15 protein-coding genes are annotated in these 17,668 nt (G+C 65.3%); 11 read left to right on the forward strand and 4 right to left on the reverse strand.

Annotation, left to right across the window (positions count from 1 at the left end; translation table 11 throughout):
• Nucleotides 1–551 precede the first annotated feature (551 nt).
• From rpmH to DOM67_RS00505, 7 genes are all read left to right on the forward strand, one after another.
• A complete protein-coding gene (rpmH, locus tag DOM67_RS00475) occupies nucleotides 552–686 on the forward strand; it encodes a 50S ribosomal protein L34 (RefSeq protein ID WP_019019264.1) in 135 nt (44 codons plus the stop codon).
• A gap of 11 nt (nucleotides 687–697) precedes the next feature.
• On the forward strand, nucleotides 698–1,084 hold the full coding sequence (rnpA, locus tag DOM67_RS00480; protein ID WP_110673718.1) for a ribonuclease P protein component: 387 nt from the start codon (nucleotides 698–700) through the stop codon (nucleotides 1,082–1,084).
• Nucleotides 1,085–1,189: 105 nt separating this feature from the next.
• Nucleotides 1,190–2,875 (forward strand): membrane protein insertase YidC, encoded by a 1,686-nt coding sequence (gene yidC, locus DOM67_RS00485; RefSeq protein ID WP_110673719.1) that lies wholly within the window; start codon nucleotides 1,190–1,192, stop codon nucleotides 2,873–2,875.
• A gap of 136 nt (nucleotides 2,876–3,011) precedes the next feature.
• Nucleotides 3,012–4,382, forward strand: coding sequence for a tRNA uridine-5-carboxymethylaminomethyl(34) synthesis GTPase MnmE (gene mnmE, locus DOM67_RS00490; RefSeq protein WP_110673720.1), 1,371 nt, complete (start codon nucleotides 3,012–3,014; stop codon nucleotides 4,380–4,382).
• A 78-nt stretch (nucleotides 4,383–4,460) separates the two neighbouring features.
• On the forward strand, nucleotides 4,461–5,618 hold the full coding sequence (locus tag DOM67_RS00495; RefSeq protein WP_110673721.1) for a Fic family protein: 1,158 nt from the start codon (nucleotides 4,461–4,463) through the stop codon (nucleotides 5,616–5,618).
• Between the two features lie 640 nt (nucleotides 5,619–6,258).
• On the forward strand, nucleotides 6,259–7,110 hold the full coding sequence (locus DOM67_RS00500; protein ID WP_198651689.1) for a DMT family transporter: 852 nt from the start codon (nucleotides 6,259–6,261) through the stop codon (nucleotides 7,108–7,110).
• A gap of 69 nt (nucleotides 7,111–7,179) precedes the next feature.
• The gene (locus tag DOM67_RS00505) at nucleotides 7,180–7,827 is read left to right on the forward strand and encodes an SGNH/GDSL hydrolase family protein (RefSeq protein WP_110673723.1); all 648 of its coding nucleotides are present in this window, start codon (nucleotides 7,180–7,182) and stop codon (nucleotides 7,825–7,827) included.
• Between the two features lie 49 nt (nucleotides 7,828–7,876).
• Here DOM67_RS00505 and DOM67_RS00510 read toward each other — a convergent pair whose 3' ends face one another.
• The gene (locus DOM67_RS00510; protein ID WP_110673724.1) at nucleotides 7,877–9,319 is read right to left on the reverse strand and encodes a PLP-dependent aminotransferase family protein; all 1,443 of its coding nucleotides are present in this window, start codon (nucleotides 9,317–9,319) and stop codon (nucleotides 7,877–7,879) included.
• A 208-nt stretch (nucleotides 9,320–9,527) separates the two neighbouring features.
• Between DOM67_RS00510 and DOM67_RS00515 the strand changes: the two genes are divergently transcribed.
• The 4 genes from DOM67_RS00515 to ggpS all read left to right on the forward strand — a co-directional run bounded on the left by DOM67_RS00515 (nucleotide 9,528) and on the right by ggpS (nucleotide 14,551).
• Nucleotides 9,528–9,758 carry a DUF1127 domain-containing protein gene (locus DOM67_RS00515; RefSeq protein ID WP_110673725.1) on the forward strand — a complete coding sequence of 77 codons (231 nt, stop codon included), beginning with the start codon at nucleotides 9,528–9,530 and terminating at the stop codon, nucleotides 9,756–9,758.
• A gap of 41 nt (nucleotides 9,759–9,799) precedes the next feature.
• Nucleotides 9,800–10,735: a PhzF family phenazine biosynthesis protein gene (locus tag DOM67_RS00520; RefSeq protein WP_110673726.1), complete on the forward strand. Its 936-nt coding sequence runs from the start codon at nucleotides 9,800–9,802 to the stop codon at nucleotides 10,733–10,735.
• Nucleotides 10,736–10,939: 204 nt separating this feature from the next.
• Nucleotides 10,940–12,235 carry an MFS transporter gene (locus tag DOM67_RS00525; RefSeq protein ID WP_110673727.1) on the forward strand — a complete coding sequence of 432 codons (1,296 nt, stop codon included), beginning with the start codon at nucleotides 10,940–10,942 and terminating at the stop codon, nucleotides 12,233–12,235.
• 60 nt (nucleotides 12,236–12,295) lie between these two features.
• Nucleotides 12,296–14,551 (forward strand): glucosylglycerol-phosphate synthase, encoded by a 2,256-nt coding sequence (gene ggpS, locus DOM67_RS00530; RefSeq protein WP_110673728.1) that lies wholly within the window; start codon nucleotides 12,296–12,298, stop codon nucleotides 14,549–14,551.
• Between the two features lie 188 nt (nucleotides 14,552–14,739).
• Here the strand turns inward: ggpS and rlmJ are convergent, their stop codons facing one another.
• The 3 genes from rlmJ to hemW all read right to left on the reverse strand — a co-directional run bounded on the left by rlmJ (nucleotide 14,740) and on the right by hemW (nucleotide 17,666).
• Nucleotides 14,740–15,588, reverse strand: coding sequence for a 23S rRNA (adenine(2030)-N(6))-methyltransferase RlmJ (rlmJ, locus tag DOM67_RS00535; RefSeq protein ID WP_110673729.1), 849 nt, complete (start codon nucleotides 15,586–15,588; stop codon nucleotides 14,740–14,742).
• Between the two features lie 111 nt (nucleotides 15,589–15,699).
• Complete coding sequence (locus tag DOM67_RS00540; protein WP_232825080.1) at nucleotides 15,700–16,398, reverse strand: OmpA family protein; 699 nt, start codon at nucleotides 16,396–16,398, stop codon at nucleotides 15,700–15,702.
• 74 nt (nucleotides 16,399–16,472) lie between these two features.
• A complete protein-coding gene (gene hemW / locus DOM67_RS00545) occupies nucleotides 16,473–17,666 on the reverse strand; it encodes a radical SAM family heme chaperone HemW (protein WP_232825081.1) in 1,194 nt (397 codons plus the stop codon).
• Nucleotides 17,667–17,668 lie beyond the last annotated feature (2 nt).

Raw genomic sequence — 17,668 nt, forward strand, 5'->3', positions numbered from 1 at the left:
ACACGTGGTCGCCAGGTCATCCCTCTGTGGATAAACGGCGGAGAACCCGTTGACAGCCTTGGGAAAATCATGACCCGGCCGTGCTCATTCAGCGCCGCGCCAGACCTCGAACCTTGTCACTGCACGCAGGATCTTCACCTCTCTTCCGCATCTTCCCCACAGGCCAGAAAAATGCATAGATACATGAATAATAAGGGTTATTGTGAGTTATTCACAAACATTATCCCCATCCTTAACCACATGGTGTGATTGACAAGCGTCCAGGGTGGGGATAAGCCGAGGAGGACCATTTCCACCTTCGACCGCCGATGGCGCCCCTTCCTACCGGCGTACGCGCGTGACCGCCGCGGCGATCTGACGCAAGGGTTTCACCCACAAACGGGTGTGGATAATTCAGAGAAAAATTGCACCCGATCGCCGGATTCACTAGAATTCCCGCTCTTGAGCCGAGTGAGCCCGGTTTCCGTACGCGTGTCGGGCATCCCGTTTCGAACCAGTTTTTCGAGCTAAATCAATAGCTTAATCACTCAACCAATTGGGAAAAAGCCACCATGAAACGTACTTTTCAGCCGAGCGTCCTGAAGCGCAAGCGCGTCCACGGTTTCCGTGCCCGCATGGCGACCAAGAACGGCCGTCAGGTCATTGCCCGTCGTCGCGCCAAAGGCCGCAAGCGCCTCAGCGCCTGATCGGACATCGGGTGTCCGATCAGGGTTTCCCCCGGCAGCTACGGTTGCTCAACGCCGGGGACTACAAGCACGTTTTCGACCACGCTCCCTTCAAGGTCCACGGTAAAGGCATGCTGGTGTTGGCACGCCCAAACGCGCTTGGCCATCCGCGGATCGGGTTGATCTTCAGCAAGAAGAACGTGCGTCGTGCCGTCGACCGCAATCGCCTCAAACGCCTCGTGCGCGAATCCATCCGTCTGCAGCAGCATCGCCTGCCGCCCGTGGATATCGTTCTTCTCGCTCGGCGAGGCGTACACGAGCTGGACAATGCCAGCGTCGCGCGCCAGCTCAACGGCATGTGGCGACGCCTGGAAAAGTCCGCGCGCCAGACGCGCCACGACACTTCGTCGTCGACCTGATCGGACATCCCCGCGCTGCAGGCCGGGGAGCTTCGGCGTCCATCGCCGAATGATCGCCGTTGCCCGGCGCCTACCGAACCACTCCCTTACCGGGCAGACCCCTCTATGGATTTCAAACGACTCCTTTTCGTGATTCCGCTGGCCGTACTCGCCTATCTGCTGATCATGCAGTGGAATCAGGACTACGGTCAGAACGTCGTGAACAACCCGGCACCGGAAGTCGCTTCGGCCACCAGCGACGGTGGCAAAGAAGGCAATGCCCTCTCCGCCCCCGACGGCGGCAGTGGCAAGACCCAGCCGATCGAGGACGACATGCCCGCGGGTAGTGCTCCCGCCAAGGGCAGCAACCTGATCCAGGTCCAGAGCGACGTGCTCGATCTGCGCATCAACCCCAACGGCGGCGACATCGTCTACGCTGCGCTGTTCGGCCATGACCAGGTTCTCGACTCCGACAAGCCCTTCGTGTTGCTCAGCGACAACAAGGTGCGCAGCTACGTGGCCAAGTCCGGTCTGCAGATCGAAGGTCATAGCGGGCGCATCGATTTCCGCGCCGACAAGACGAGCTACGCGCTCAGCAAAGACGAGAAGAGCCTCGACGTCGACCTGCACGGCAGCGTCAACGGCGTCGATATCATCAAGCGCTTCGTGATCGACCGCGGTAGCTACGCGATCAAGGTCGAGTACCTGATCGACAACGCGAGCCAGCAGCCGGTCACCGCTCGCTTCATCGGTCAGCTCGCCCGCGATCAGAGCGCCGATCCGACCAGCGGCCAGGGCGTCGGCATGCACTCCTTCCTGGGAGTGGCGTTCTCGTCGCCGGAAGAGAAGTACAGCAAGGTCAGCTTCGAGGATATCCGTAAGGGCAACTTCCAGAACCGCGATGTCAAGGGCGGCTGGGTCGCGATGATCCAGCACTACTTCACCTCCGCGTGGGTGCCCAACCCGAATCAGCAGAACCTCTACTACGGCAGCGTCGACAACCGCGATCGCACCGTGGCGGCCTTCGCCGGCCCCAACGAAACCGTCAAGCCGGGCCAGCAGGAGACCCTTGCGGCAACGCTGTACGTCGGACCCAAGGTGCAGTCGATGCTCGCCAAGGTGGCGCCGCACCTGGAGCTGACGGTCGACTTCGGCTGGCTGTGGTTCCTCGCCAACCCGCTGTTCTGGCTGCTCGATCATATCCACAAGATCGTCGGCAACTGGGGCTGGTCGATCGTCCTGCTCACCGTCTGCGTCAAGATCGTGCTCTTCCCGCTGGCGGCCAAGGCCTACAAGTCGATGGCCCGCATGCGCAAGATGGGCCCGGAAATGAAGCGGCTCAAGGAGCAGTACGGCGACGATCGCCAGAAGATGTCGCAGGAGATGATGAAGTTCTACCAGAAGGAGAAGATCAATCCTCTGGGGGGCTGCCTGCCGATGGTGATCCAGATGCCGGTGTTCATCGCGCTCTACTGGATGCTGATGGAGTCGGTGGAGCTGCGCCACGCGCCGTTCATCCTGTGGATCCATGACCTCTCGGCCAAGGACCCCTACTTCATCCTGCCGATCATCATGGGCGGCACCATGCTGCTGCAGCAGTTCCTGAACCCGACCCCGCCGGACCCGATGCAGGCGAAGATCATGAAGATGCTGCCGGTGGTCTTCACCTTCTTCTTCCTGTGGTTCCCGGCCGGTCTGGTCATCTACTGGATCGTCAACAACTCGATCTCGATCCTGCAGCAGTGGTTCATCACCCGGCGCGTCCTCAACGACGACAGCGGTGGCGGCAAGGCGCTCAAGCCCAAGAGCTGATCGCCCTCCGCGAACCCTCCCAGACCCCCGCCCCGGCGGGGGTCTGGCGTTTATACATCGCCTTCCTGTACAACTACCCGCGCACGCCGGCCCGGCACCGAGCGTCGCCGTCCACCCCGTGCCACCGGAGACCGTGATGAACGCACCGCTCTATCGTCAGGACACCATCGCCGCCCTGGCCACGCCCCCGGGACGCGGCGGCGTGGGCATCGTCAGAGTCTCCGGGCCCGCCGCCGGGGTCATGGCCGAGCACCTGCTGGGCCACCGCCCCCAGGCACGCCACGCCCACTACGGACCCTTCCACGCCGAGACGGGTATCATCGACGAGGGCATCGCGCTCTACTTCCCCGGCCCCCACTCGTTCACCGGCGAGGATGTGCTCGAGCTTCAGGGCCATGGCGGCCCGGTGCTGATGGACATGCTGCTGGAGCGCTGCGTGGCGCTCGGCGCGCGTCTGGCACGCCCCGGCGAGTTCTCCGAGCGCGCCTTTCTCAACGACAAGCTCGATCTGGCCCAGGCCGAGGCGATCGCCGATCTGATCGACGCCAGCTCCCGCGCCGCCGCGGAGAATGCCCTGCGCTCGCTGCAGGGCGAGTTCTCCAGCCGCGTGTCGCAGCTGGTCGGCGAGCTGATCGAACTGCGCCTCTATGTCGAGGCGGCGATCGACTTCCCCGAGGAGGAGATCGACTTCCTCGCCGATGGTGTGGTCGCGGCCAAGCTGGCGGCGCTGCGCGAGACCCTGGCCGCAGTGCGCGCCAGCGCCAACCAGGGTGCACTGATGCGTGAGGGCATGAGCGTGGTGATCGCCGGGCGCCCCAACGCCGGCAAGTCGAGTCTGCTCAACCGTCTCACCGAGCGCGACAGCGCCATCGTCACCGAGATCGAGGGCACCACCCGCGATGTGCTGCGCGAACATATCCATGTCGACGGCATGCCGCTGCACGTGATCGATACCGCCGGCCTGCGCGACACCCCGGATGCGGTGGAGCAGATCGGCGTCGCCCGCGCCTGGGCCGAGATCGAGAAGGCCGACCGCGTCCTGCTGCTGGTCGACGCCCGCACCACCACGGAGACCGACCCACAGGCGATCTGGCCCGAGTTCGTCGCCCGCCTGCCCCACCCCGAGCGGCTGACGCTGGTACGCAACAAGATCGACGAGAGTGGCGAGGGCGATACCGCCGACTTCGAATCCACGCCGCCGGTGATCCGCCTCTCGGCGCACACCGGCGCGGGGGTGGATAACCTCAAGACCCATCTCAAGGCGGTGATGGGCTTCGATGCCACCACCGAAGGCCGCTTCTCCGCCCGGCGCCGCCACCTGGATGCCCTCGAACGCGCCAGCCAGGCGCTGGTCAGCGGCACTGCCCAGTTGGAGGGTGCCGCCGCCGGCGAGCTGCTCGCCGAGGATCTGCGCGACGCCCAGCAGGCGCTCAACGAGATCACCGGCGAGTTCACCGCCGACGATCTGCTCGGCGAGATCTTCGGCAGCTTCTGCATCGGCAAGTGAGCCGAATAGAGGCCATATTCGGCTCATTAATTGAGCCGAATATGCTACGCTTTTGGCTCATTGCCCACACGAGCCACCATGACCGTGTCCTCAGTACCTTCATCGACGAGCTGGATCTGGCAACAACCGCAGTGGCCTGGATTCCATTGGCAGGCAGAAGCCGTCGCGCCGGCGCTACGTCGAGCCACGCTGCGTCAAGGCGAGCTACTGGGATTGAGCCACAGGGGCGATGACACTCAGCCCGCGCAAGCGCTGGAAACGCTACTGACCAATATCGTCCACTCGTCCGCCATCGAAGGCGAGAGACTCAACGTGCAGTCCCTGCGCTCCTCGCTGGCACGACGCCTGGGGCTGAGCGACGCGTCAGCCTACCCCGTCTCGCGCCGTTCGGAAGGGCTGGCGGAATTGATGCTCGAAGCCGTTACCGCGCTGGAGATACCGCTGACGCTGGATACGCTGCTGCGTTGGCATGCGCTGCTGTTTCCAGAGCCGGGTCTGTTGCAGTCTGTCGCCGTCGGCCAACTGCGCCGAGATGATGACGGGCCGATGCAGGTGGTCTCGGGGCGCATCGACCGGCCCAGAGTTCACTTCGAAGCACCACCGGCCGACCGCCTGGAAGCCGAACTGGCACGCTTCGTCGAGTGGTTCAATGCCAGTCTCGACGATAACGCGCTGGATCCCCTGATACGTGCCGGGCTGTGCCACCTCTATCTGATTACCCTGCATCCGTTCGAAGATGGCAATGGACGCCTGACGCGGGCGCTGACCGATCGCGTCCTGGCACAGGCCGAGGCGCAGAGCATCCGGCTCTACGCCATGTCGGAAGCGATCATGACCCGGCGCAGCGACTACTACGCCATGTTGGAGTCCACCCAGCACGGTGGTCTGGATATCACCGCATGGTTGGTTTGGTTCCTGGAAACCCTGGAAGCCGCGATGCGCGAGGCCATCACCAAGGTCGAGCGTACCTTCGAACGCCAGCGGTTCTGGCAACGACACGCCATGACGGCGCTATCCGATGCTCAAACCCGTGTCCTCGAGCGCCTGCTGGAAGGTGGCGATCGTGGTTTCGAGACGGGCATCAGTGCGTCTCAGTATCAGAAGGTCGCCAAGATCAGCAAGGCGACCGCTACGCGCCATCTGCAGGATCTGGTCGAGAAGGGTTGTCTGGAACCGATGTCCGGTGGCGGGCGTAGTACGCGTTATCGAATCAATGGCGGGAAGCGAAGTGAGTAGACACCAACCCGCCAGGCCTTGAAAAAAAGTCCCGATACGAATCAGACACGTCCATTGCCGCAAGATGGCGATAACCGCATTGCAAGAAGTAGCATTGGCGGCCAGGCAGGCCTTCCCAAAAAACAGAGTGTCTTTTAAAAAACGGCTTCCTTCGTTGAAAGGTCAAAAGGGTAGGCGAAGCCGTGTAAGGCTTCGCCACGCCGACGATCTGCTCGGCGAGATCTCCGGCAGCTTCTGCATCGGCAAGTGATCGGCCAAAGGTCGACTTTTCCGCTGCCCTCCCCGGCGTTATGCTGGCGAACTCATTCACACTCGAATGCCGGTTTCCCATGTCGCCACACATCCCGCATCCGCACGCTTCCCGCCTTGCCGAACTGTCGGTAGGGCCGCGGGTGCTGGCGGCGACACCTCCCCCTCGCTCCTCTGTCGCGCGTGTCGTGGCCGACGTCTTGGCTGACACCGTGGCTCCGCCTGCGGTTGTCGCGAGTGTCGCTGGCGTGCAAGCGCCGCCACGCCTCGTCGCGCTGGGCTGATCCGCCCGGCGATCCCAAGCCCGACAATCCCCGTTCGCTGTGCATGCTGGTCGACGCGCATCGCGTCCAGCAACGGGTCGTCACGTCTTCGACAGATGAGTCTTCACATGATCCGTTCTTCTTCATGGGGCCAGGCCGCCCCAATGGCCCTGTTCGTGCTGCTGTGGGGCAGCGCCCCGATCTTCACCCGCTGGGGGCTGGATCACGGTTCGCCGCTGGCGCTGCTGATCCTGCGCTTTCTGCTCGCCCTGGCCGTGCTGCTGCCGCTCGCCGCCCAGCGCGAAGCCTGGCTACCACCGCGGGGCCAGCGGCTGCGCGTCGCCGGCGTCGGCACGCTGCTGATCGGCGGCTACTCGGTGTGCTACTTCGAAACCCTGGACCACGCCATCACCCCCGGGCTGTTGGCGACCCTGCTGGGTATCCAACCGCTGCTGACGCTGCTGCTGACCGAGCGCCGGATCTCCGGCTGGCGCATCGCCGGGCTGTTGCTGGCGCTGTGCGGGCTGGCACTGGTGGTACTGCAGAGCCTGCTGGCCGCGCAATTCCCCGCGCTCGGAATCCTGCTGGCACTGGCGACCCTGGCCTGCATGACCCTCGGCGCGATCGGGCAGAAGTCGATCGCCCTGCCGCCGCGCCAGGTGCTTCCCCTGCAATATGTGGCAAGCCTGGCGCTGTTCCTGCTGCTGACGCCGTGGCGCCCGGTGAGCGTCAGCTGGCAGCCGGGGCTGATCGTGGCCGTGGTGTGGTTGGGGCTGGTGATCTCGGTCCTGGCACAGCTGCTGCTCTACCGCATGATCCGTCAGGGCAACCTGGTCAACGTCACCAGCCTGTTCTACCTGGTGCCGATCGTCACCGCGCTGCTGGACTATCTGCTGCTGGGCAATGCGCTCTCGCCGCTGGCCATTCTCGGCATGGGTGCGATCCTCGGCGGCGTAGCGCTGGTGTTCCGTACGCGTTAGCCGTCCGCAGGGTACCGTGGTGCGCACACCGCGTTCATACTGAACGCCATCGCACACCGGAGATCCACGATGACCACGCGTACCCTGCTCTGCTACGGCGACTCCAATACCCACGGTACCGAGCCGGTCAGGACGTTGGGGCCGCTGGCGCGCTATCCCTTCGAGACACGCTGGACCGGGGTGGTGGCTGCCACCCTGGGCAGCGAATGGCGGGTGATCGAGGAGGGTCTGCCGGCACGCACCACGCTGCATGACGATCCCATCGAAGGGGTGCATCTCAACGGCCTGCGCTATCTGCGCCCGTGTCTGCTGAGCCAACTGCCGCTGGACGTGATGACGCTGATGCTGGGCACCAACGATCTCAAGGCGCGATTCTCCGTTACCCCCGACGATATCGCCCTGAGCATTCAGCGGCTGCTGTGGGAGATCGAGGCCACCAGCGCCCAGTTCGGCGTGGCCGCCCCCAAGGTGCTGCTGATCGCGCCGGCGCCGATTCGCGAGATCGGCCCCTTGGCAGGCATCTTCACCGGTGGCGAGCGCAAGTCGCGCCAGCTGGCGAGCCGCTACCGCAAGATGGCGCGGGAGGCGGGTGCCGGCTTCATCGACGCCGGTACCCTGATCCAGGTCAGCGAGGTCGACGGCGTGCACATCGAGCCCGATCAGCAGCGCCTGCTGGGCGAGGCGATCGCCGCCGAAGTGACCCGCCTGATCGACTGAGCGCCCAGGTCGGAGGCGATGATCATCCGGCGTGGTAGCCAACGTCGACTCAGGCCGTCTCCGGCTGCCCGGCGTCGGCCCGCTGCGTCAGCATCTCCGCCACGCAGTGCCCCACGCGGCTCACCGCGCGGGCGATCTCGGCATCGAACACGGCATGGTTGAGGCGCAGACAGTGGCGGTACTTGCCGGTGGCGGAGAACACCACCCCGGGGGCGATGCGGATGCCCTCTGCCATCAGGCGCTGATTGAGCGCGACGCTGTCGATGCCGTCAGCGCACTCGAGCCAGAGCATGAAGCCCCCCGCCGGATAGCTGACCCGGGTCGAGGCGGGGAAAGCGCTTTCGATCACGTCGAGCATGCGGTCTCGGTTGCCCTGGTACTGCGCCCGCATCCGGCGAAGATGAGGCTCGTGGTGCCCTTCGCGGATGAACTCGGCCACCGCCATCTGACCTTGGGTCGCGGTGGAGCCGGTGCCGACGTACTTCATGTGCAGGGCGCGCTCGTGATAGCGCCCCGGCGCGATCCAGCCGATGCGTAGCCCCGGCGCCAGGGTCTTGGAGAACGAGCTGCACAGCAGCACCCGGCCATCCTCGTCGAACGACTTGATCGTCACCGGTCGCGGAAAACCGTAGCTGAGATCGCCATAGACATCGTCTTCGATGATCGCCACGTCGAAGCGTTGAGCCAGCGCGTAGAGCGCCCGCTTGCGCGCCTCCGACAGGGTATAGCCGAGCGGGTTGTTGCAGGTCGGGGTGAGTTGGATGGCACGGATCGGCCACTGTTCCAGGGCAAGCTCCAGTGCCTCCAGGCTGATGCCGGTCTCAGGGTCGGTGGGGATCTCCATCGCCTTCATGCCGTAGGCGCGGATCGACTGCAGGGCGCCGTAGAAGCTGGGTGAATCCACCGCGATGATGCCGCCGGGCTCGCACACCGCCCGCATGGCGATCGAGATCGCCTCGTGGCAGCCCGTGGTGACCACGATATCGTCGGGATGCAGCCGGCAGCCCTGGCCCACCGCGAGCCGTGCAATCTGCTCGCGCAGTTCGGGACGCCCGTGCAGGGTATCGTAGTTGAGTCCGATCAGATCCTGGCGCCGGCTGACCCGGGCAAGTGCGCGCAGCAACGGCTTGAGCGTCGGCGCATCGATATCCGGCATGCCCCGGCCCAGGTTGTGCATGCTGGTATCCGGCAGCACGCAGGTGCCCTCGCGCACGTGCTCCCACTGTGACACCTCGACCGGGCGCTGGGCGGTACGTGCGACCGGCGGCGCGGGCAGGCGCTCACGCCGCGGCGAGACGAAGTAGCCCGACTTGGGCCGCGCCTCGATCAGCTGGGCGTCTTCCAGCTGATGGTAAGCGTGCTGCACGGTGGAAAGGCTGACCCCGTGCGCCTGGGCCAGCGCGCGCACCGAGGGCAAGCGCTCGTGGACCTGATAGAAGCCGGCCTGGATACGCTCGCGCAGATGATCGGCCAACAGCTCGTAACGGTGCATTTTCCCCTCCCCGCCTCGCATGACATGTCACGCCAACCATTGTGTATGCTCGCACCCGGTGCTTCACGTGACAGATCGCGCACAAAGCGGGCATACAGAGCGGGAAAGCGCCTATCTGTGTGCCCGAGATAGTCGTTTTCTGCCTCTGTGTGGCACGCCAGCGGATGCCTAAGCTGGACGCTCCCCTCGAGACACGGGAGTCGCCACCATGCGTTTCACACCCTTGCACCTGCTGGTCACCACGCTGGACACCGTGGACGGTATCCTGTGGGGCAACTTGCACCAACGCCAGCGATCGCTGCGGCGTGACTCGCCCAACGTCTGGCAGCGTCGGCGCACCCGGCGCCAGCTGGCGGAGCTCGATGCGCAGCAGTTGCGGGATATCGGCCTGCTGCCCAGTCAGGTGTACCGGGAGACGCATCGCCCGTTCTGGCGCTGAGTCGACCACCTAGCTCGCTAATTCGGCCAGAGAATGTCCTGATGAGTAAGCACACACTACCAGCTGGCGGCTCGCCAGAATCCAGTCTCACGTTGTCCGCGGCGCAGGTCCAAGGGCGGCGCGGCTATCGCTACGTGTTGCTGGATGTCTTCACCGCCACGCCCTTCGCGGGCAATCCGCTGGCCGTGTTTCCCGACGCCGCTGCACTGACGGACATCCAGATGGCGCAGTTGGCCAAGGAGCTGAACCTCTCCGAGAGCGTGTTCATCACCACGCGCCTACCCGGCCGCGTTGCACTGCGCATCTTCACCCCCAGCGGCGAGCTGCCCTTCGCCGGTCATCCCAGCGTGGGTACGGCCTGGTTGATACGGGCACTGGGTTGGCACGATCCCGCCACGCCGCTGATTCTCGCAGAGGGCGTGGGCGACGTGCCGATCCGCTTCGCCGGCACCCAGGCCTGGCTGACCACGGCGCAACCGCTCGACGTCAGTGAAGACTCACTTTCGATCGAGCAGGCGGCAGAGATCCTGGGGCTCTCCCGGGCGCAGATCGCTACTCGGCCAGTCAGGGCCTCCTGCGGTGTTCCCTATCAGTTGATCGAACTCGCCGATCTCGATTCGCTGGCCAGCGTTCAGGTCGAGAGTGGCACGCTCGCCCGCGCCCTGCCCGCCCCCGCCGAGCGCAATCTCTATCTCTATGTGCGCAACACCTCGCAGCAGCTGCGCGCGCGGATGTTCACGGCAGAAACGACCCTCTACGAAGATCCCGCCACCGGCAGCGCCGCCGCGCCACTGATCGGCCATCTGTCGCGCCAGATGCCGGCCACCCAGATGCTCGACTGGCAGGTCACCCAAGGGGTCGAGATGGGTCGGCCGAGCCATATCCACGGCCGGGTGAGCCGCGCCGAGGTAGTCCAAGAGACGATTCAGATCGGTGGCGAGGCGATCATCGCCGGCGAAGGCGTTCTCTACGTCTGAACGTGCCAATGCCGCCAGCCACCTTGGATATGCACCATTGTGGTGCAATTCATTGCCTCCAGGACTCAGGATGGTGATAACTGCATATCCCAATCCTGGCCTTTTCCGATAACACAGCATTATCGATAGGCGTCTCTGAGCGACCCTGGCCCGGCGGCACGCTTACTGCATGGAAATGGCAGAGCCTTCCTCGGGAGAGATGCCATGTGGTCGCTGCTTCGTCCGCTGCGAGCCCTGCTCGGCAGCGTCGCCCTGCTGCTGCTGGGCAACGGTCTGATCAACACCCTGTTGACCCTGCGCGGCGCCAGCGAAGGGTTTCCGACGGCGCTGATCGGTCTGATCATGTCCGGCTACTTCGTCGGTTTCGTCTGCGGCACCTGGGTCAGCGGACGCCTGATCCGGCGCATGGGCCATATCCGCACCTTCGCCTTCTGCGCCAGCCTGTGCGCCTCGACCGCACTGCTGCACCTGATCTTCATCGACCCCTGGGTATGGCTGGCGCTGCGTGTGCTCTACGGGCTGAGCTTCATCACCGTGATGACCGTGATCGAGAGCTGGCTCAACGCCCAGGCCGCCAGCCACGAGCGCGGCCGCGTCTTCGCCCTCTACATGGTGATCAACCTGGGCGCACTGACACTGGCCCAGCAGATGCTGCGGCTGGACACCCCCGAGGGCCATCTGCTGTTTTTGATGACCGCCATCTTCATCTGCTGGGCGCTGTTGCCGATCACCATGACCAAACGCAGCCAGCCGGTGATCACGGCGCGCCCCAAGAGCCGGCTCAAGGCGCTGCTCGGCTTCGCCCCGCTGTCGGTGGCCGCCGCCGCGCTCTCGGGGCTGGCCATGGGTGCCTTCTGGGCGCTGACCCCGGTCTACGCCCGCGCCCAGGGCTTCGACGTCGGCGGTGTCGGCCTGGTGATGAGCGCCGCGATTCTCGGCGGCGCACTGCTGCAGATCCCCATTGGGCGCTTCTCCGACCGACACGACCGCGCCCGGGTCATGACCTGGGTAGTGCTGCTCGCGGCCCTGTGTGCCGCGGTGATGCCACTGGTGCCTGACCCCAGGGTGCTATTGGGTCTATTCTTTGTCTGGGGCGGTTTGGCATTTTCCCTCTACCCCCTGGCGGTGGCGCAGTTGATCGATCAGTTGCACCCCGATGAGATCGTGTCCGGCTCGGCCGACATGCTGGTGGTGCAGGGCGCCGGCAGCGCCCTGGCGCCGATTCTCGCCGGCGCCGTGATGAGCCTGTTCGGCAACCAGGGGCTACCGCTCTATATCGCCGGCGTGCTGGCCCTGCTGGGTCTCTACGCGCTCTACCGCCGCCGCCACGTCTCGACCCTGATCAGTGGCGACAGCGCACATTTCGAGCCGATGACCCCGACCAGCAGCCAGGCGCTGGAGATGATGTACGACGACGTGCAGCAGGATCTGTTCGCCGACCCCAGTTTTTACGCAGAGCATGAACGCCGGCGGATCGTCGACACGGCCGCCAAGGCCTGAGGCCTCCCCGGTGTATGCTGCAGGGAACCACACCCCGGCCATGCCGGGCAGGAGAAGAACATGCTACTAGCGACCGATCTCGACGGTACCTTTCTCGGTGGCGCCCCGGAGGACCGCCTGAGCCTCTACCAGACCATCGCCGCGCATCCGGAGATCCAGCTGGCCTACGTCAGCGGGCGCAGCCTCGAGGCGATCCTGCCGCTGCTCTCCGATCCCACGTTGCCGCAACCCGACTATATCGTCGCCGACGTCGGCGCCAGCCTCTATCACGGCGATACCCTGCAGCCGATCCAGGCGCTGCAGGACCCCATCGACGAGTGCTGGCCAGGCGAATCACGCATCGCCAGTGCGATGAGCCGCTTCCCCGAGATCGTGCGTCAGGACGAGCCGCAGATCCGCCGCTGTTCCTACTACTGCGCTCCGGAACAGGCCGAGAGCCCCGAGCTCGCGGCGCTGGCCGACGAGCTCGGCTGCGAGATGCTCTACTCCGCCGGACGCTATCTCGACTTCCTGCCGCAGGGGGTCAACAAGGGCTCCAGCCTTCAGAAGCTGGTCGAGTGGCTCGATATCGCCCACGACGACGTGCTGGTGGCCGGCGACACCATGAACGACCTGGCGATGCTGAGCGCCGGCTTCAAGGCGGTCTGCGTGGGCGACGCCGAGCCCGAGCTGCTCGAGCGCACCCGCCCGCTACCCAAGGTGATGCACGCCAGCGCCGCCGGTTGCGGCGGCATCATCGAAGCCTTCGCCCACTTCGGCTTCCTGGGGGCACGCGGGCTGGCGGCGGAGAATCGCCGCGATACCGCCCATACCGGCAAGGCCGAGCTGGTGATGGTCTACCACCGTCTGCCCTACGAGGAGTATCGCGTCGACGGCAAGATCCGCCGCCGCCGCCCGACCTCGCCCAACGGTATCATCCCGACGCTGCAGAGCTTCTTCGCCAACCAACGCGGCTCGTGGATCGCCTGGTCGATCTACGAGGGCGACGAGGAGCCCGAAGACTTCGTCGTTCACACCAGCGTCGACGCCAAGCAGTATCCGCTGCTCACCGCTGCCCGCGTGGCGTTGACCAAGGAGCAGGTGGACATCTTCTACAAGCGCTTCTCCAAGGAGGCGTTCTGGCCCACGCTGCACACCTTCTGGGAGCGAGCCCGTTTCCGCGAGGAGGATTGGGACACCTACTGCGCGGTCAACCGCGCCTTTGCCGAACGTACCGCCGAGGAGGCCGCCGAGGGCGCCCTGATCTGGATCCACGACTACAACCTGTGGATGGTACCCGCCTATCTGCGCGAGCTGCGCCCGGACCTGCGTATCGCCTTCTTCCACCACACCTACTTCCCCTCGGCGGATGTCTTCAACGTGCTGCCGTGGCGCCGCGAGATCGTCGGCAGCCTGCTGCAGTGCGACTATGTGGCCTTTCACATCCCGCGTCAGGTGGAGAACTTCGTCGACGTCGCCCGCGGCGTGGTGCCGCTGACCACGCTATCGCGCCAGAACTGCGCCCCACGCTTTCTCACCTACGGCTGCGCGGTGGGGCTGGAGACCATGACCACGGCGATCGATACAGGCACCCGCGTGGTCAGACTGGGCGCGCATCCGGTGGGGCTGGATCTCGGGCGTATTCGCAACGCGCTGGAACAGGACGGTGCCGAGGCGCGCATGGCCGAACTGCGCGACGAGTTCGAGGGCATGAAGCTGATTCTCTCGGTCGAACGCCTCGACTACACCAAGGGGATTCTCGAAAAGCTCAAGGCCTACGAGCTGCTGCTCGACGAGAACCCGGAGCTGCGCGGCAAGGTCACTCTGGTCAGCATCTGCGTGCCGGCGGCGCGTGAAATGACCATCTATGACGAGCTGCAGACCCAGATCGAACAGACCATCGGCCATATCAACGGTCGCTTCGCCGACGTCGGCTGGACGCCGGTACAGTTCTACTTCCGCGGTTTCCCGTTCGAGGAGCTGATGGCGTGGTACGCCATGGCCGACGTGATGTGGATCACTCCGCTGCGCGACGGGCTCAACCTGGTGGCCAAGGAGTTCGTCGCCACCCAGGGGCTGACCCAGGGCTGCGGCGTGCTGGTACTGTCGGAGTTCGCCGGCGCGGCGGCGGAGCTGAAGGGGGCGATCCTGACCAACCCCCACGACCTGCACGACCTGGCGCGCACCTGCTATCTGGGGCTCAACCTGCCGCGCGCCGAAGCCCAGGCGCGTCTGCGCCAGCTCAACGATATCGTCGAGTACAACGATATCCGCCGCTGGGGCGACGAGTTCATCGCCGCGATCAAGGACGAGGGCGACAGCGGCGCCAGCACCTAGGCGCTGCTGCCTTGCCGAGCCCGCCGATTGGCGGGCCTGGTGTTCTAGGGTCTGCACGAAAAAGTCGGCGAGCGAAGGCAAGACAAGGCAAAAATCGACGAAAAAGCGGAGTTTACGATGTGTAAATGAGCATTTTGAGCCGATTTTTAACGCCGTATTACCGAGCGCAGCCAATTTTCGTACACGGCCTAGCGCTCGGCGGTCCACCACTCCCCATGATGCACCGCCCGCTCGGCGAGCAGTGGCGCCAGCGTATCGAAGGCGTTGTCGAGGGTCTGATCGAGCTGCCACGGCGGATTGAGCAGCACCAGCCCGCTGCCGTACATGCCGCGCTCGGCGTTGGCCTCGCGTAGAGTGATCTCGCTACGCCACAGCTTGGGAATGCGCGCCTCGCGCAGCCCTTCCAGCAGCGTCAGATGACGTCCGGCCGGCAGCAGCGGATACCAGATCATGACCACCGCATGGCGCACCTTGCGCACCACCTGTACGAGCGTGTCGACCACCTCGCGGTACTCTTCCTTGCGCTCGTAGCTCGGGTCGATCAGCGCGCACAGCCGCGGCGTCGGTACCGGCAGTCGCTGGCACAGCCCCTTGAGGCCGTCGGCGTGGAGCCGCTGGGCGTTGGCGTTGCTCAACATCTGCGTGTCCAGATGCTGATGCTCGCCGGGGTGCAGCTCATAGAGCGTCAGCCGATCCTGCAGGCGTAGCGCATCGCCGAGCCACCACGGCGAGCCGGGGTAGCGCTCCAGTGCCGGGCCAGTCTGCAGCGTGGCCAGTCGTGCCAGCCACGCGCCCAGGGCAGGCTCCGCGGCCAGCGCCTGGCGCCGCCGCCACAGCCGCTCGACTCCCTCACGATACTCGGCGAGCTTCTGCGTCTCCGTCGCCGCCAGCGGATAGAGTCCGCGTCCGGCGTGGGTATCGACGAAACTGATCGCGGAGGATTTGCGCGTCAGCGCCTCGAGCAGGTGAAAAAGCCCCAGGTGCTTGTGTACATCGGCGAAGTTGCCGGCATGATAGGCGTGCTGATAGGCCAGCATTGGCGGCTACCCCTCGCAGTGAGATGCCTTGCGGTAGAGCATCTGGAAGTGAACCTTCGAACGTGAAACGCGGCCCCAAGGGGCCGCGTCATCCCACCGATCGATACGTGATCAGGACTGTTTCGTCGGCGTCAGCGTGATCTCGACACGACGGTTCTGGGCACGTCCGGCATCGGTGTCATTGCTCGCCACCGGGTGGCTCTCGCCGTAACCCACTGCGCTGATGCGCCCGGACGCGACACCGCCCTGCTCGAGGTAGCTCGCCACCGCCTGCGCCCGGCGCTCGGAAAGCTTCTGGTTGTAGCTCTCGGCGCCGGTGCTGTCGGTATAGCCGGCAACGCCGATGCGGGTGTCCGGATAGGCGCGCAGCACCGCATTGACGTCGTTGAGCGCCTGGCGCGCCGGGGTCTGCAGCTCGCTCGAGTCGAAGCCGAAGGTGACATTGCTGGGCATGTTGAGGATCAGGTTGTTGCCGTTGCGCTCGACCCCGATACCGGTGCCGTCGAGACGATTGCGCAGCTCCTTCTCCTGGGAATCCATGTAGGCACCAACGCCGCCACCGATTGCGGCACCGGTGGCCGCACCGATCAACGCACGATCGCGGGTGCTGCTGCCGCCGTGACCGCTGAGCGCACCGACCACGGCCCCGGCCACGGCACCGATACCCGCGCCGCCCCAGGTGTTGGTGTTGCCGCTCTCCTGCTGGCCCTGCTGCTGCTGATAGCCGTCGTTGCTGGCACAGCCGCTGACACCCACGGCCACGGCGAGCGGCACGGCCAGCCACCAGGTCTTGTTCATCATCGTTTTCATGCGCGAATCGCTCCTTGCCCTGCGTCGCCGGATCGACCGACGACGACGTTACGCAGTGACACAGCTCGCGAGGGTCACGCCTCGTCGAGCAGTGCCAGCAGATCATTCAAGAATAACAGTCCTTGCGGCGTCGCCTGCAGCCGCGACGGCGAGTCCGCCAGCAGGCCTCGCTGCCGCGCCACGGCGAGACGCGGCGTCAACTCAGACAGCGCGCGCCCGGTATGGTTTTGCCAGTCGGCGAGATCGACGCCGTGGGTCAGCCGTAGCGCATTCATCAGAAACTCCAGCGGCAGCGTCTCCTCATCGACCGCACGCCCGCCGGCGACGAACCCGCGCGGATCGTTGGCACGCCGCAGATAGGCCTGCGGCTGGCGCGTTTTCCAGCGCCGCTCGATCCGTAGCCCGCCGTCACCATCAGGCCGGCTCAGCTTGGCGTGGGCGCCAGCACCGATCCCCAGATAGTCACCGAAGCGCCAGTAGTTGAGATTGTGTCGCGCTGCGCGCCCGGGCCGGGCGTAGGCGGAGATTTCATAGCGCGAGAAGCCGGCCTCCTCGAGCAGGGCGTGGCCGGCATCCTGGATGTCCCACAGCCGCTCCTCGTCGGGCAGCGGCGGCGGCTGCGAGAAGAATTCGGTATTCGGCTCCAGGGTCAGCTGATACCAGGAGAGGTGCGTCGGCGCCAGCGCCAGCGCCTGCTCGATATCGGCCAGCGCCAGCGCCGTATCCTGCCCCGGCAGTCCGTGCATCAGATCGAGATTGACGTTGTCGAACCCGGCATCGCGCGCCAGCTGCATCGCCTGAACCGCCTCGGCACCGCTATGGATGCGCCCGAGTGCCGTCAACTGTGCGGGCTGGAAGCTCTGCACGCCGAGCGACAGGCGATTGATTCCCGCCTCGCGGTAACCGGCGAAACGCCCATGCTCGGTGGTGCCGGGGTTGGCCTCCAGGGTGATTTCGATATCCGCGGCAAAGACCAGCCGCTGGCGCAGCCCGGCGAACAGCTGATGATAAGCCTCGGGAGAGAACAGGCTGGGGGTACCGCCGCCGATGAAGATGCTGACGATCTCGCGCCCCTGCACCCACGCCAGATCGGCGTCGAGATCCGCCAGCAGCGCAGCCACATAGGCCGTCTCTGGCAGGGCCGCACCATAGCCGACCCCGTGCGAGTTGAAATCGCAGTAGGGGCACTTGCGCACGCACCAGGGCACATGGATATAGAGCGCCAGCGGCGGCAGACCACCGGGCGCTGCCGCGTCAGGGAAATCCAAAC

Origin of the sequence: Salinicola sp. RZ23, from assembly GCF_003206675.1 — a bacterium.
In the GTDB taxonomy this organism is placed as follows: Bacteria; Pseudomonadota; Gammaproteobacteria; order Pseudomonadales; family Halomonadaceae; genus Salinicola; species Salinicola endophyticus.